The sequence below is a fragment of the Leisingera sp. genome, from assembly GCF_034669605.1.
GTDB lineage: Bacteria > Pseudomonadota > Alphaproteobacteria > Rhodobacterales > Rhodobacteraceae > Leisingera.
This window is the reverse complement of the sequence record NZ_JAXMOX010000127.1, coordinates 1-13,448: the sequence shown is the minus strand read 5'-3', so window position 1 is coordinate 13,448 and position 13,448 is coordinate 1. Positions and strand designations below refer to the sequence as shown.

The window sequence follows — 13,448 nt, the reverse complement described above, 5'->3', positions numbered from 1 at the left end:
GATCGGCGAAGAGCTGGGCCTCACCGACAAGGACCGCTTTGCCTTTGCCTGGATCGTCGACTTCCCGATCTACGAGAAGGATGAGGAAACCGGCAAGATCGATTTCGAGCACAACCCGTTCTCGATGCCGCAGGGCGGCATGGACGCGCTGTTGAGCGATCCGCTGTCGGTGAAGGGCTATCAGTACGACCTGGCCTGCAACGGTTACGAGCTGGTTTCGGGCGCGATCCGGAACCACAAGCCGGAGATCATGTTCAAGGCGTTTGAGATCGCCGGCTATGGCAAGGACGAAGTCGAAAAGCGGTTCGGCGGCATGGTCAACGCGTTCCAGTACGGCGCCCCGCCGCACGGCGGCTGTGCGGCCGGCATCGACCGCATGGTGATGCTGCTGGCGGATGAGGCCAACATCCGCGAGGTCATCATGTTCCCGATGAACCAGCGCGCCGAAGACCTGATGATGTCGGCCCCGTCCGAGCCGATGAGCGAACAGCTGATGGAACTGGGACTGCGGGTGATTCCGCAGGATCAGTAATCCGCATTTTGATGCTGAAAGAAGGCCCGGGCGACTGTCCGGGCCTTTGTCGTGGGGCAAAGGCGGAATTTTTGCAGGGCTGCAGCTCCGCAAATCTGCAGATCAGGCGACGGAACGCGCGGAGATCTGCGTATCACTTGAAAATCAGCTGTGGGCCCGGGCGCTGATGCTCTAACCTGCGGCGAAGCCAGTCCGTTCAGGGAGAACAGGGCGATGCAGTTTGACGGAGATTTGGCGGAGATCCGCTTTGGGGCAGGGCTGTCGCCGCAGGTGCGGCCTCCGGTTTCGGCTGAGGCCATGCTCGGCCGTCTGCAGGACGCCGATGAGATGGCGCTCAGATTTCCGGTCAGCGGATTTGACGAAGCCTCTGCCCGCGCCAGGGAGTTCCAGCGGCTGAGACGGGACCGCAAGCGGCAGGAAGGCCAGCCAGGGTATGAGGCCGCGGATAAAACCTTTAAGGCGTACCGCCGGGCCCATAATGCGGCGCGCTTCAGGTGGCATGGCCAAAGGCTGCTGCGACATGTCTTTACCCGCGATGCCTTCCGTGAACGGCTGGTGCTGTTCTGGGCCGATCACTTTACCGCGCAAGGGAAAAACGCTGCATTGCGCATTCTGGCAGCGCCCTATGCCGAAACGGTGATCCGGCCGCATGTGGGGGGGCGTTTCGAGGATATGCTGATTGCCGCTGCCACCAGCCCCTTGATGCTGCACTACCTGGACCAGAACCGCTCGGCCGGGCCGGGCAGCCGGGCAGCGCAGCGGCGCAAGCGCCTGAGCGGGCTGAATGAAAACCTGGCCCGCGAAGTGCTGGAACTGCACACGCTGGGCGTCGACGGGCCGTATGGCCAGGCGGATGTGCGGCAATTGGCCGAGCTGTTCACCGGCCTGAGCGCCTCGCAGGACAAGGGGTTTGTGTTCCGCCCCGGAATGGCTGAGCCGGGGGCTGAAACCGTGCTGGGGCAGACCTATGGCGGCGGCAAGCCGGAGCTGGGCCAGGTGCTGGCGGCGTTGCGCGACCTGGCGCGCCACCCTGCCACCGCGCAGCATATCGCCAGGAAGCTTGCGGTGCATTTCACCTCTGACCAGCCCGACCCCGGTCTGGTGTCGCATCTGGCGGCGCATTATCAGGACAGCGGCGGCGACCTGATGCAGGTCTATGCCGCCCTGCTGGAACACCCCGCGGCCTGGCAGCCGGTTCTGGCCAATGTAAAACCGCCGTTTGACTATGTGGCCTCTGCCTGCAGGGCGCTGGCGGTGCCCGAGTCGCGGTTTTCCGCCTTGAAGCCAGGGCAGCTGAACCGGCTGCTGCTGGCGCCGCTGACGCCGATGGGGCAGCGCTGGGAGTTTTCCGGCGGGCCGGACGGCTGGCCGGAAGAGGATATGTCCTGGATCACGCCGCAAGCCCTGGCCGCGCGCCTGCGCTGGGCGATGGCTGCGCCGCGGCAACTGGCGCAGCCGCTGCCGGATCCGCGCGGCTTTGCCACTGCGGCGCTGGGCCGGTATGCCAGCGAACGGGTCCGGTTTGCGGCCCGCGCCGCCGAAACCCAGTCAGAGGCGGTCGGGCTGATCCTGACCTCTCCTGCCTTTCAGCGCCGCTAACAGGAGGCCTGCACCATGCACCTGACACGCCGATCCTTGCTGACCCGTTCTGCCATGCTGGGCTGTTCTCTGGCGGCCAGCCCGCTGGTCACGCCGGTCAGCTTTGCCGCGGCCCCCTGGGACACGCGGCTGGTGGTGATCATCCTGCGCGGCGGCATGGATGCGCTGGATGCAGTGCAGCCTTACGGCGACCCCGCTTTGGCCGGATTGCGGCAGACTCTGTCGGGCGGACCGCAGGCCGGGGCGGCTGATCTTGACGGGTTCTATGCCCTGCATCCGGGCCTGGCGCCGTTGCTGCCGTTGTGGCGCGCAGGCGAATTGGGGTTTGTGCAGGCGGTGTCCACCCCCTACCGCGACCGGCGCAGCCATTTTGACGGCCAGGACATTCTGGAAGCGGGCACCGCGGCATTGGGGGACGCAAGGGACGGCTGGCTGAACCGGTTGCTGCAGCAGATGCCCGGCGTGGAGGCGCGCACCGCCTTTGCGATCGGCCAGGAGCGGATGCTGCTGCTGGACGGGGCAGCGCCGGTCTCCCATTGGGCCCCGGGGGCGGGGCTGGCCATGAGCCCGCAGGCCGAGCGGCTGGCGGGGCTGCTGATGGAAGAGGATCCGCTGTTCCACAAGGCCTTGAATGAGGCGCTGGAGCTGACCCGGCAGGACCTGTCGTTGGGGTCCGAAGTGGCCGGCAGCGGGGACAGCGGCATGATGCAGGCCGCGCCGAGGGGGAGAGCGCATACCGAGATTGCCGCCTATGCCGCGCAGCAGCTGCGCGGCGATACCAGGATCGCGGCGTTTTCGATCAATGGCTGGGATACGCATTACCGCCAGGCAAACGGCCTGAAATCCGCGCTGGGGCGGCTGTCGGAGACGGTCCTGAAGCTGCGCAGCGGCCTGGGGGACGGGATCTGGGGCAAGACGGCGGTGGCGGCTGTGACCGAATTCGGGCGCACGGTGCGCGAAAACGGCACTGGCGGCACCGATCATGGCACCGGCGGTGCGATGCTGCTGGCAGGCGGGGCGATCCGCGGCGGCAGGGTGCTGGGGCGCTGGCCGGGGCTGGCGGAGGCTGATCTTTATGACCGCCGGGATCTGATGCCGACCGCGGATGTGCGGCAGCATCTTGCCTGGCTGATGCATGGGATGGCGGGGGCCCGGAAAACCGATCTGGAGACAACGGTGTTTCCGGGGCTGGCGATGGCAGAGGACCCCGGTCTGCTTTTGTAAGAGCGGCGGATCTCCCGCCCGCTCTTCCCGTTCAGGGAACGGTCTGAGCCGTTGGGCCCGGCACCGCCTGAAGCTGCTGGCCATCGTGTCCTAGCAGGGCGGCCTATGGATTGCGTGAGGAGAGGATTAACGCGCGGCCGTCCTGGTGGCTGCGGCTGCGGTTGCGGCGGATGGCGCGGGCCTCCAGACGGGTTTGGCCGTACAGCACGATGACGAGCGTGGCGAGGGCGATAAGACAGGCTTCGATCATTTCAGATCGCCGCGCGGCGTTCCAGCCGCTCCTGCACCAGGCCGGCCAGGGTTGCGGTATCCTGGGTCAGCGGTTTGCCCTTGCGCCGGGAGAGGGCCAGGCGGTCGGCGGCCTCGGCCAGCGGGCCGTCGCCGGCACTGCGGGCTACGCCGCCCAGAAACTGCGCCAGATAAGCCAGGGTTTTATCTTCCGGATTTATGTTCAGCACATCGGCGGCATGGGCCATGTCATCGCGGTAGGCTAGGAAATCGGGTTCCACCGTTTCGTCATACAAGGCGCGCGGGCCGGACAATTGGCGGTCGGGCGGCAGGTTTGACAGAATTCTTTCCTGGAAAGCCGCAAGCGAGGTGATCGGTTTTTCCAGAAAGCCGCCGGCCCCGGCGTCGAGCGCGGCCTGTTCAAGCGTTGAATCGCCCGAGGTGGCCAGAATCACGCTGGGACGCGGGCTGGCCTCTGCCAGTTCGCCGATCAGATCGAGGCCGGAGCCATCCGGCAGGCCGACATCGGCAATCAGCACCGAGGGGCGGTAGACCTGCAAATGCCGCCGGGCAGATTTCAAGCAGTCGGCGCGGCGGATGCGGGCACCGCTGCGCAGGCACAGAAGGCGCAGCGCCTCGCAGGCAAAGCGGCTGTCCTCCACCACCAGGATGGTCAGCCCCAGCAGCGGGCGCCGGCTGACGGGCAGGCGCTGAGCGGCAGCAAACAATTCCGAATCGTCCATAACATATCCTCCTTGCGGGATAGGCTCCGACGCTAGGGATTCGAGGCTAATTACTGGTTAACGGCGCGGGCTCAGCTGCCGCGGCAGGCCGCCGTGCGGATTGGCGCACTTGCCGCGGCGCAGCATCCGCCGCATAACCGGAGCGGAGGAAATCTTTGTGAGAGGAGCACAACAGAGATGATTGGCCGTTTGAACCATGTTGCCATTGCCGTCCCCGATCTGGAGGCCGCATCCGCCCAGTACCGCAATGCGCTGGGTGCCAAGGTCGGAGAACCGCAGGATGAGCCCGACCACGGTGTCACTGTGGTGTTTATCGAGTTGCCCAACACCAAGATCGAACTGCTGTATCCCTTGGGGGAAAACTCACCGATCAACGGCTTCCTCGAGAAGAACCCGGCGGGCGGCATTCACCATGTCTGCTATGAGGTGGAGGACATCCTGGCGGCGCGCGATCACCTGCAGGCCGAGGGCGCGCGGGTGCTGGGCACGGGCGAGCCGAAGACCGGCGCCCATGGCAAGCCGGTGCTGTTCCTGCATCCCAAGGATTTCAACGGCTGCCTGGTGGAACTCGAAGAAGTTTGACGGTATGAGCACCCTGTCCCGGCTGCGGGGCGGGGCAATTTCGGGAAGGCGGAGCCATGGGTGTTACATCAGCGATCGTGCTTTATGCGGTGATCTGGTTCTTGACCTTTCTGGTGATCATCCCGATCCGGCTGGAAACTCAGGGCGACCGGGGCGATGTGGTGCCGGGCACCCATGCGGGGGCGCCGGAGAAGCATTTTCTGAAGCAAAAAGCCTGGATCACCACCGGTGCGGCAGCGGTGATCTGGGCACTTGTTGCCGGAATCATCCTGTCCGAATTGATCAGCGTGCGTGATTTCGACTGGATGGGGATGCTGCCTGCGCAGGAGTGAGCCGCGGGCATTTTGATGGTCTGCAAAAACGGCTCCCGCCCGGCTTGGATGCAGGACCTGCATCCGGGCCCGTTGGGCATGGCGCCGCGCGGGCGCGCGGCGGCGGCCAGCCCGGGCCGGAGCTGGTTGTGTACCGCCACGTGAAAAAAAATAGACTGTAGGAAGTGTTTTGGCTGAGACGCGCCTAAGAGGCAGGGCTGCGTCTCAAGACGCGCTTGCCATTTCTCAACCCGCCGCAGCCACGCCACGGCTGCAGCGGGGAGGGGAGTGCCTTATCTGCGGGACAGCGCGTGGTAGATATGGGTGAAAGTGGCTGCACCCAGGATCGGGATCACCAGGTTCACCAGCGGCACTGACAGCGGCATCGCCATCAAAGTGCCGGCGGCCCAGATGGTGGTGGCATGTTTGCGCCGCAGCTTCTTGGCCTCGGCCGTGCCGATGCGGCGGGCGGCGGCGAGGGTGAAATATTCCCGGCCCAGGAGAAACCCGTTGAGACCCCAGAAAATGAACAGTGCCGCAGGCGGGAACAGCACATAGAGGAACAGCGCCAGGATGTTGGCGGCAATCAGCAGGCCAAGGAAGTTCACCGTGTCCTTGACCGCATCCCAGAACGGCACTTTGGCTGCCGGGGGCAGGGCCGGATAGTGCTTGTCCTCCACCGCCTGGGCGACCTCCTCGAGAAACAAGGAGGTGATGGCGGAGGCCACCGGCACCATCAGGAACACCGACAGCACCAGCATGAAGAACAGCGAGCCGATCGACAAAAGGTCATCAAGCCAGGTGACCTCGCCCAGCAGCGGCAGAGTGGCTTCGGGGCCGACCAGCCACTGGATCAGCATCAGAAAGCCTGCATAGGCGGCAATCAGCAGGGCAATGGTCAAACCGACGCCAAGAAACAGCACCTTGCGGAATCGCGGGTCGCCGGTCTGGCCGAGGGTCTTGAAAAAGGCGTTGAAGATCATGCGCTTACCCAGGTGGTGATGGCATCCAGGTCCGGGCGCGGGCGCTCGGGCGGGGCGGTGCTTTCGGTGGCGATGTGAACAATGCCGGCGATGCGCTCGTTTTCGGCCAGATCAAAGGCCGCCTGGCAGAAACCGCGGTCATGGCTTGCCCAGCCGGTGAGCCAGTTGGCGCCCCAGCCCGAGGCCAGGGCAGCGTTCAGCCGGCCGAGGCAGACGGCGCCTGCGGAATATGTCTGTTCCAAGGCGGGGATCTTGGGGCTGTCCTTCTGCACCTCGACCACCACCACCGCAAGCTGGCCCTGGTCGAACTGGCTGCGGCCCTTGGCGATGTCTTCGGGGCTTTTGCCGAGTCGCGCGCCTGCCGCCTGGGTCAGGGCGGCCAGGCGGGTCATCGCGGGTTTCTCCACCACGATGAAGCGCCAGGGCTCCAGCTTGCCATGATCCGGCGTGCGGGCCGCGGCGGTCAGGATCGGCAGCAGCTCCTCGCGCGAGGGCGCGGGCGCCACCAGCGTCTTGGCCGGGCGCGAGCGGCGCGACAGCAGGAAGTCGAGGGCGGCGTCGTTGCATGCGGGGCGTGCGGGCATATGTGAAACCTTTTTACATCTTTTGCTGCCTATTTCGGCAAGCTGGCGGGAATTTTCAAGGGCCAACGGGCCCGGCTTGCCGCACTTGTGCTGCAAAGGCAGCAGGCGGCGGGGCTGGGGCTGTTGCCGGAGCGAGAGCGGCAAGGCCTATGGTCTTTGCGAGCTGCACAGGGCATGTCTGGTGCCATGGGAAAGCCAAAGAAGAAAAACCTGCCGGACCTGGGCCATTTATGTGTGCCGGGGATGGAGATCGCAGTGCGGGCCACCCCCAAGGCGGCGCGCAATGCGATTGTGCCGGCAGAGGGGGGGCTGAAGGTTTCGGTCACCGCGGCGCCGGAAAACGGCAAGGCCAACGAGGCCGTCCGCAGCCTGCTTGCCGCGGCAATGGGCACTGCGGCTTCCAATCTGAATTTGCGCCGCGGCGCGGCCTCGCGCAGCAAGGTGTTCGTCTATACCGGACCGGCCTGAGGCTAGTCTTCGCCGACCAGCCGGTAGACGCCCTCGGGCAGATCAAGCGCGGCGGCCAGATCCCGCACCTGCAGGTGCGAGAGGGTGATTTTCTGCACATTGTCGGTGCGCGCGTCGTATTGCTCGACGGTGACGCACTCGGCAAAGGAATTGATGGTCACATCCTCGATGAGCGGCGGGCCGTCCTCATCCACCAGGGTTATGACCGTCGAGTCGAATTCGTGTTCGATGGTAAACATAAGGCCAGCCTGCACTGCTGTCCGGCCGCTGGCAAGGCCTTGCAATCACGGGCTATCACAGGATTCGGGCGGCAGGGTTCCGCTGCCGGGCGATTGCCTTCCGCCGGCCTTGCGCGATAAAGTGCAGGCGAACCGCAAAAGGATCCGCCATGCGCCGTTTTCTGTGTCTGCTTGCCCTGGCCGTCAGCGCCTGTGATGTGGCGATTGAACCTGCACCGCGCTCTGTGCCGGCTGCCCAGACACCGCGGGTGCAGGGGATGGCACCGGGGGAGGCGCGCACCGCCTTTGCCTCGGTGAGCCGGCGGGTGGAGCCGGTGGCTGAACGGGCGTGCCGCAGCCGGACCCAGGGGCTGAACTGCGATTTTCTGATCCGCATCGATCCGAATCCCAATGCAGCGCCCAATGCCTACCAAAGCCTTGACCGCTCGGGGCGGCCGGTGATCACCTTCACGCAGCGGATGCTGGGGCAGATCGCCAATCAGGATGAGCTGGCCTTTGTGATGTCGCATGAAGCGGCGCACCATATCCGCGGCCATCTGGCGCGTCAGGCGCAGAACTCGGCGCTGGTCAGCGTCGGCGCCGGGCTGATCACAGCCCTTGCGGGCGGCAGCGCGGCAACTGTGTCCACCGCCCAGGATGTGGGCGGCTATGTCGGCGCGCGCACCTATTCCAAGGATTTCGAGCTGGAGGCGGATGAACTGGGCACCATCATCACCCATCAGTCCGGCTACCGGCCCAGCATCGGCGTGCGCTTTTTCAACCGGCTGCCGGATCCGGGCGACCGTTTCCTGGGCACCCACCCCGCCAATCCGGACCGGGTGCGGGTGGTGCAGGCCACCATCGACCGCCACGGGCTGAACTGAGCATGGCCGCCAAGGACCAGGCTGCGCCCGTGCTGGACAGGCTGGGCGTGGTGCTGAGCGACCGCGGCTCGCGCTATGCGGTGACCGGCGCGCGGGTCACCTCGCGCGCGGAGGTCGACGCGGTGCTGGCTGAGCTGAAGACCGACCGCGCCTATGCCAAGGCCACCCATAACACCTGGGCCGCGATGCTGCCCGCAGGCGGGCTCAAGGCTGATGACGGCGAGAGCGGCGCGGGCATGGTGATCCTGCGGATGATCGAGCGCGAGGGCCTGACGGACCATGTGATCATCGTCACCCGCTGGTATGGCGGTAAGAAACTGGGCGGCGACCGGTTCCGCCGGGTGCAGGATGCGGTGCGGGCGTATCTCGGCCATCTGGGCGGGAATTGAGGCTGAACACAGTCCCGTTTGACCTGCATCAAACCAGCGCCTGCGCGCTGCCGCTAAGCTGTACCCGAAATGAAGGATTCCGGGGAGCTGCGCGATGACCACTTATGCCGATCTGAAAAAGCACGCCGAACTGTTTGACCGGATGGCCGGCGCCGTCGGGCTGGATCTGGAGGAAGAGGCGGTTGCCGGCACCCTGCGCTTTGACGAAATTGCCGAGGCGGTGCTGCGCTGCAGCCGCTGCGGCGGTGCCGGGGCTTGCCGCAAGTGGCTGGCCGGCGGAGTGCGCCCCGGTGCCGAGGCGCCCGATTTCTGCCGCAACCGCGATCTGCTTGGCTATTTGAACGAACAGCAGGCCTGATGCCTTAGGCCGCAGCGCGGCCTGCCAGCCCGGCGGGCTTGGCAGGCATGGCGGGCTGGATGGTCTGCTACAGTTTGGCGTGGCTGCCGTCGCACAAGGGCTTTTTGCCTGAGTGCTTGCAGCCGCAGAAGAACAGCTTGCCGTCCTTCTCCGCGGTGTATTTGACCGGCGCAAACGCCGTCCCCTTATGCGAACCATCGCAGAACGGCTGCTTGCTGGACTTGCCGCAGGCGCACCAGAAATAGGTCTTTCCTTCACTTACCTCGACCGGGAAGGGGGCTTTCTGGGCGATTTCCGGTGCTGGAGTACTGTCGCTTGGCATGGCTGGGGGGGGCTCCTTGGCTGGTGGCGGTTTGGCCAGAGCGTAGCAGGGATTTGGCGCGAGGGGAGGGGCAGATGGTCACAACCCCGCGGCAAGGCACGCGCGGCGACTGGCTCTGGCCGGGCGTGAAACGCCTTTCCACGGGGGATCGGGCGGTACCCGGTACCCGGTACCCGGTGCGCGCAGGCAGGGCACCCTCCGTTTTTCTTGCCTCCTGCCACATTCCTGATATACGCGCGCGAATGACCAGCAATCCGCCAGACCTCCGCCCCGACCTCGCCCCCCGCCCGCAGTTCGGTGAAGCGCCGCGCAAGGACCAGCCGACCCTTGGCATGGTTTCGCTCGGCTGCCCCAAGGCGCTGGTGGACAGCGAGCGCATCCTGACCCGGCTGCGCGCCGAAGGCTATGGCATTTCGCCCGACTACGCGGGTGCCGATGCGGTGATCGTCAACACCTGCGGCTTTCTCGACAGTGCCAAGGCGGAAAGCCTGGAAGCGATCGGCGAGGCGCTGAAGGAAAACGGCAAGGTGATCGTCACCGGCTGCCTGGGCGCCGAGCCCGACTATATCCGCGAGCATCACCCGCGTATCCATGCGGTCACCGGCCCGCATCAGTACGAGCAGGTGCTGGACGCGGTGCATTCCGCAGTGCCGCCCAGCCCGAACCCTTATGTCGACCTGCTGCCTGCGGCGGGCGTCAAGCTGACCCCGCGGCATTTCAGCTATCTGAAGATCTCTGAGGGCTGCAACCACAAGTGCAAGTTCTGCATCATCCCGGACATGCGCGGCAAACTGGCGTCCCGCCCGGTCCACGCGGTGCTGCGCGAGGCGGAAAAGCTGGTTGAGGCCGGGGTGCGGGAGCTGCTGGTGATCAGCCAGGACACCTCCGCCTATGGGCTGGACCGCAAATATTCGCCCCACCCCTGGAAGGGCGCTGACGTGCGCAGCCACATTCTGGACCTCTCCCGCGAGCTGGGCAAGCTGGCCCCGGCGGACGAGCTGTGGGTGCGGCTGCACTATGTCTACCCCTACCCCTATGTGCGCGACCTGATCCCGCTGATGGCGGACCCGGACAACGCGCTGCTGCCCTATCTGGACATCCCGTTCCAGCACGCTCACCCGGATGTGCTGCGCCGCATGGCCCGTCCGGCGGCGGCGGCCAAGACGCTGGACGAAATCCGCGCCTGGCGCGCGACCTGTCCGGATATCACCCTGCGCTCCACCTTCATTGTCGGTTTCCCCGGCGAGACCGAGGGTGAGTTCCAGCATTTGCTGGACTGGATGGACGAGGCGCAGCTGGACCGCGTTGGCTGCTTCAAATACGAAAACGTTGACGGTGCCCGGTCGAACGATCTGCCGGACCATGTGCCGGAACAGGTTAAGCAGGAGCGCTGGGAGCGGTTCATGGAGAAGGCCCAGGCGATCTCCGAGGCCAAGCTGGCGGCCAAGGTCGGCCAGACTTGCCAAGTGATCGTGGACGAGATCGACGAAGACGGCATCGCCACCTGCCGCACCAAGGCTGACGCACCGGAGATCGACGGCAACCTGTTCATTGATGAGGGCACGGGCGGGTTGCAGGCGGGGGATCTGGTGACAGTCGACGTGGACGAGGCCGGGGAGTATGACCTGTGGGGCGCGCTGCGCTGAACAGGCTTCACCGGAACGTAATTCGCAAGAACGACAGATGAGTGGCCGCAGCTGATCTGGAAGCCCGGCACTCTCTCTGTCCAGCCGCGGGGTTCCCGGGGCTGGCTTGTATCCCAGCAATACCTGCGTCAGCGGTGCCGGCTGCGGTAAATCCCTCCCGAAGCACGCAAAGCTTTGATGCCGGGCGGTGTATCCTGCTTTGCACCCTGTCCCCCAAGCGGTAAGCTGGGGAAAAGCCCCTTGGCGGAACAAGGGGGCAAGACATGAGGAATGGGCCGATGAAGCTGATAATCCGGGTCGTGACGGCACTGGTGCTGGCGGTTGTGGCACTGGCGGCGCTGCTGCTGCTGCTGCCGGGCGAGAAAATCGCGCGTCTGGCCGCCGATCAGCTGGAATCCCAGACCGGGCGCAAATTGGAGTTCGGCGGCAAGGTGCGGTTCACCTTTTGGCCGACACTGGGGGTCAAGGCGGATGCGGTGACGCTGTCCAATGCGGACTGGGCGGGCCCCGCGCCGATGCTGCGGGCCGAGCGGCTGACCATCGGGGTGGCGGCGGCAGAGCTGTTGCAGGGCGACGTGCGGGTCACGGAAATCTCGGCGATTCTGCCGCATCTGAACCTGGCCACCCGCGAGGACGGCACTGGCAACTGGGTCTTTGGCACGCCCGCAGCCGGGCAAGGCGGCGCCTCTGCCGGGGGCAGCGGCGCGCTGCCGCTCAGGATTGAGGCGGTGGAGCTGACCGGGGCCTCGCTGCGCTATGCCGCGTATGGCGAAGCGCCGGTGGAGATGAAAAATATCGACCTCAGCCTGCTGTGGCCGGACCCGGATGGAACCGTGAAGGCCAAGGCGACCCTGCGTCCGGCCGGTGAGCCGGTGGAGGTGGATGCCGAAATCGGAACCTTTGCGGCGTTCCTGGCGGGGAAGGTGTCCTCGGTCGGGGCAACCGTCACCGCACCGGGCGGCAAGGGACGCTTTGACGGCCATGCCGATATCAATGGCGAGGCCAGCGGGCGGCTGACCTTTGGCGCTGATGACGCGCTGCAGACCGGTGTCGCGCTGGGGCTGTTCCTGCCGGATGCCCTGGCGCAAAAGGCCGTATTCGGGGCCGATGTGACCTATACCGCCGACGGGCGGTTGTCGATGCGCGACCTGGCGGTGGAACTGGGCGGCAACAGGCTGACCGGCGCAGCGGATGCCGTGTTCAAGCCGCGGCCTGAGATCACCGCGCAGCTGCGCGGCGGCGCATTGGATTTTTCCGCATTTTCCGGCGGGCCGGGCGGTACCGGGAGCAGCGGCGCCGCTGCATCCGGCTGGCCGAAGGACGCAATTGATGCCTCGGTGCTGGGGCTGGCCGATGCCGCCGTGGATCTGTCCTTTGACAGCCTGAAAACCGGCGGTGTGAATCTCGGCGCCAGCACGCTGAACCTGACGCTCGACCGCAGGCGCGCGGTGCTGAAATTCCTGCCCGCATCCATGTTCGGCGGCCAGATACGGGGGCAGGTGGTGGCCAACAACCGCGATGGCCTGTCGGTGGCCGGCACGCTTTCGTTCGATGGTATCAGGCTGGAGCGGGCTTTGGGGGAAACCACGGGCTACAGCCGGCTGAACGGCGCGGCGCTGGGGGAGCTGGAATTCCTCGGGTCCGGAAATTCGATTGACGCAATCATGCGCTCGCTCAGCGGCAAGGGCTGGCTGGAAGCGGGCAAAGGCTTCTTTACCGGCTTCGATCTGGAGCAGCTGATGCGCTCGGGCGGCAATGGCGGCAGCACCGTGTTCGACCAGCTGACAGCCAGCTACACACTCGAAGGCGGCAACCTGCGCAACCAGGACCTTCTGGTTCTGCTCAAGGGGTTCCGGGCCGAAGGCAAGGGCCGGATCGGACTGGGCGCGCGGGATCTGGATTATCTGTTTATTCCCCAGTTGGTGCGGGCAGGCAGTGATCAGGTGCTGACCATCCCGGTGCGGATCACCGGTCCTTGGGAAGATCCGGATATCCGTCCGGACCTGAGCCAGGCGCTGCAGACCAGAATTGATGATGTCGGGCAGGAGGCCAAGGACCGGGTGCGCCAGAAGCTGAGCGAGGAGCTGAACCTGGAAACGGAAATCGCTCCGGAACAGGACATCAACGATGTGCTGAAGCAGCGCATCGAACAGGAGGCCCGCGACCAGCTGCTGAAACTCCTGGGCGGCGACTGATCCCGCCAGCCGGACGCCGGGTCAAGGAGAGCCGCAAGGCCCCGGGCAAAGCCCGGCCTGTCCTTGACGCGGCCGCAGGCGCCTTACAATGGAACTGGCGCATGCAAGGGCAGACCTGCCCTTGCATCGCTTCTCAGCCAAAAGAAAAGCGCCCGCCGGAGGCGGGCGCGGATCGCCTGCGA

General features: G+C 65.7%; 17 protein-coding genes. 11 read left to right on the top strand and 6 right to left on the bottom strand.

Annotation, left to right across the window (positions count from 1 at the left end):
* From VOI29_RS15650 to VOI29_RS15640, 3 genes are all read left to right on the top strand, one after another.
* Positions 1-532, top strand: a 532-nt coding sequence (locus VOI29_RS15650) for an amino acid--tRNA ligase-related protein (protein ID WP_323780552.1), incomplete at its 5' end; no start/stop codon positions are given.
* 213 nt (positions 533-745) lie between these two features.
* Positions 746-2,131 carry a DUF1800 domain-containing protein gene (locus VOI29_RS15645; protein WP_323780549.1) on the top strand — a complete coding sequence of 462 codons (1,386 nt, stop codon included), beginning with the start codon at positions 746-748 and terminating at the stop codon, positions 2,129-2,131.
* Between the two features lie 15 nt (positions 2,132-2,146).
* Positions 2,147-3,355: a DUF1501 domain-containing protein gene (locus tag VOI29_RS15640; protein WP_323780546.1), complete on the top strand. Its 1,209-nt coding sequence runs from the start codon at positions 2,147-2,149 to the stop codon at positions 3,353-3,355.
* Between the two features lie 103 nt (positions 3,356-3,458).
* On the opposite strand, the gene VOI29_RS15635 is transcribed toward VOI29_RS15640, so the two are convergent.
* A complete protein-coding gene (locus VOI29_RS15635; RefSeq protein ID WP_323780543.1) occupies positions 3,459-3,605 on the bottom strand; it encodes a hypothetical protein in 147 nt (48 codons plus the stop codon).
* Position 3,606: 1 nt separating this feature from the next.
* Positions 3,607-4,326, bottom strand: a complete 720-nt coding sequence (locus VOI29_RS15630) for a response regulator (protein WP_323780541.1) — start codon at positions 4,324-4,326, stop codon at positions 3,607-3,609.
* A 177-nt stretch (positions 4,327-4,503) separates the two neighbouring features.
* Here VOI29_RS15630 and mce point away from each other — a divergent pair, with 177 nt between their 5' ends.
* Together mce and VOI29_RS15620 are read left to right on the top strand one after the other, a co-directional pair.
* Entirely contained in the window at positions 4,504-4,908 is a 405-nt protein-coding gene (mce, locus tag VOI29_RS15625) for a methylmalonyl-CoA epimerase (protein WP_024089316.1), read from the top strand.
* Positions 4,909-4,964: 56 nt separating this feature from the next.
* The gene (locus tag VOI29_RS15620; protein ID WP_024089317.1) at positions 4,965-5,240 is read left to right on the top strand and encodes a DUF1467 family protein; all 276 of its coding nucleotides are present in this window, start codon (positions 4,965-4,967) and stop codon (positions 5,238-5,240) included.
* A gap of 272 nt (positions 5,241-5,512) precedes the next feature.
* On the opposite strand, the gene VOI29_RS15615 is transcribed toward VOI29_RS15620, so the two are convergent.
* Both VOI29_RS15615 and VOI29_RS15610 read right to left on the bottom strand, forming a co-directional pair.
* Positions 5,513-6,202: an EI24 domain-containing protein gene (locus tag VOI29_RS15615; protein ID WP_323780537.1), complete on the bottom strand. Its 690-nt coding sequence runs from the start codon at positions 6,200-6,202 to the stop codon at positions 5,513-5,515.
* Positions 6,199-6,786, bottom strand: coding sequence for a nitroreductase (locus tag VOI29_RS15610; RefSeq protein ID WP_323780535.1), 588 nt, complete (start codon positions 6,784-6,786; stop codon positions 6,199-6,201). The genes VOI29_RS15615 and VOI29_RS15610 overlap by 4 nt, the downstream gene beginning before the upstream one ends.
* Before the next feature lie 186 nt (positions 6,787-6,972).
* Here VOI29_RS15610 and VOI29_RS15605 point away from each other — a divergent pair, with 186 nt between their 5' ends.
* Positions 6,973-7,254: a DUF167 domain-containing protein gene (locus tag VOI29_RS15605; protein WP_323780532.1), complete on the top strand. Its 282-nt coding sequence runs from the start codon at positions 6,973-6,975 to the stop codon at positions 7,252-7,254.
* Between the two features lie 2 nt (positions 7,255-7,256).
* On the opposite strand, the gene VOI29_RS15600 is transcribed toward VOI29_RS15605, so the two are convergent.
* Entirely contained in the window at positions 7,257-7,493 is a 237-nt protein-coding gene (locus VOI29_RS15600) for a hypothetical protein (RefSeq protein WP_323780529.1), read from the bottom strand.
* Positions 7,494-7,642: 149 nt separating this feature from the next.
* On the opposite strand from VOI29_RS15600, the gene VOI29_RS15595 reads away from it, so the two are divergent.
* From VOI29_RS15595 to VOI29_RS15585, 3 genes are all read left to right on the top strand, one after another.
* Complete coding sequence (locus VOI29_RS15595) at positions 7,643-8,356, top strand: M48 family metalloprotease (protein ID WP_323780526.1); 714 nt, start codon at positions 7,643-7,645, stop codon at positions 8,354-8,356.
* A gap of 2 nt (positions 8,357-8,358) precedes the next feature.
* Positions 8,359-8,745, top strand: coding sequence for a YigZ family protein (locus VOI29_RS15590; RefSeq protein WP_323780523.1), 387 nt, complete (start codon positions 8,359-8,361; stop codon positions 8,743-8,745).
* 94 nt (positions 8,746-8,839) lie between these two features.
* Positions 8,840-9,103 carry a DUF6455 family protein gene (locus tag VOI29_RS15585; RefSeq protein WP_323780520.1) on the top strand — a complete coding sequence of 88 codons (264 nt, stop codon included), beginning with the start codon at positions 8,840-8,842 and terminating at the stop codon, positions 9,101-9,103.
* 67 nt (positions 9,104-9,170) lie between these two features.
* Here the strand turns inward: VOI29_RS15585 and VOI29_RS15580 are convergent, their stop codons facing one another.
* Complete coding sequence (locus tag VOI29_RS15580; protein ID WP_323780518.1) at positions 9,171-9,425, bottom strand: CDGSH iron-sulfur domain-containing protein; 255 nt, start codon at positions 9,423-9,425, stop codon at positions 9,171-9,173.
* A gap of 242 nt (positions 9,426-9,667) precedes the next feature.
* Here VOI29_RS15580 and rimO point away from each other — a divergent pair, with 242 nt between their 5' ends.
* Together rimO and VOI29_RS15570 are read left to right on the top strand one after the other, a co-directional pair.
* Positions 9,668-11,071: a 30S ribosomal protein S12 methylthiotransferase RimO gene (gene rimO / locus VOI29_RS15575; RefSeq protein ID WP_323780515.1), complete on the top strand. Its 1,404-nt coding sequence runs from the start codon at positions 9,668-9,670 to the stop codon at positions 11,069-11,071.
* A gap of 278 nt (positions 11,072-11,349) precedes the next feature.
* Entirely contained in the window at positions 11,350-13,266 is a 1,917-nt protein-coding gene (locus tag VOI29_RS15570) for an AsmA family protein (protein ID WP_323780512.1), read from the top strand.
* Positions 13,267-13,448 lie beyond the last annotated feature (182 nt).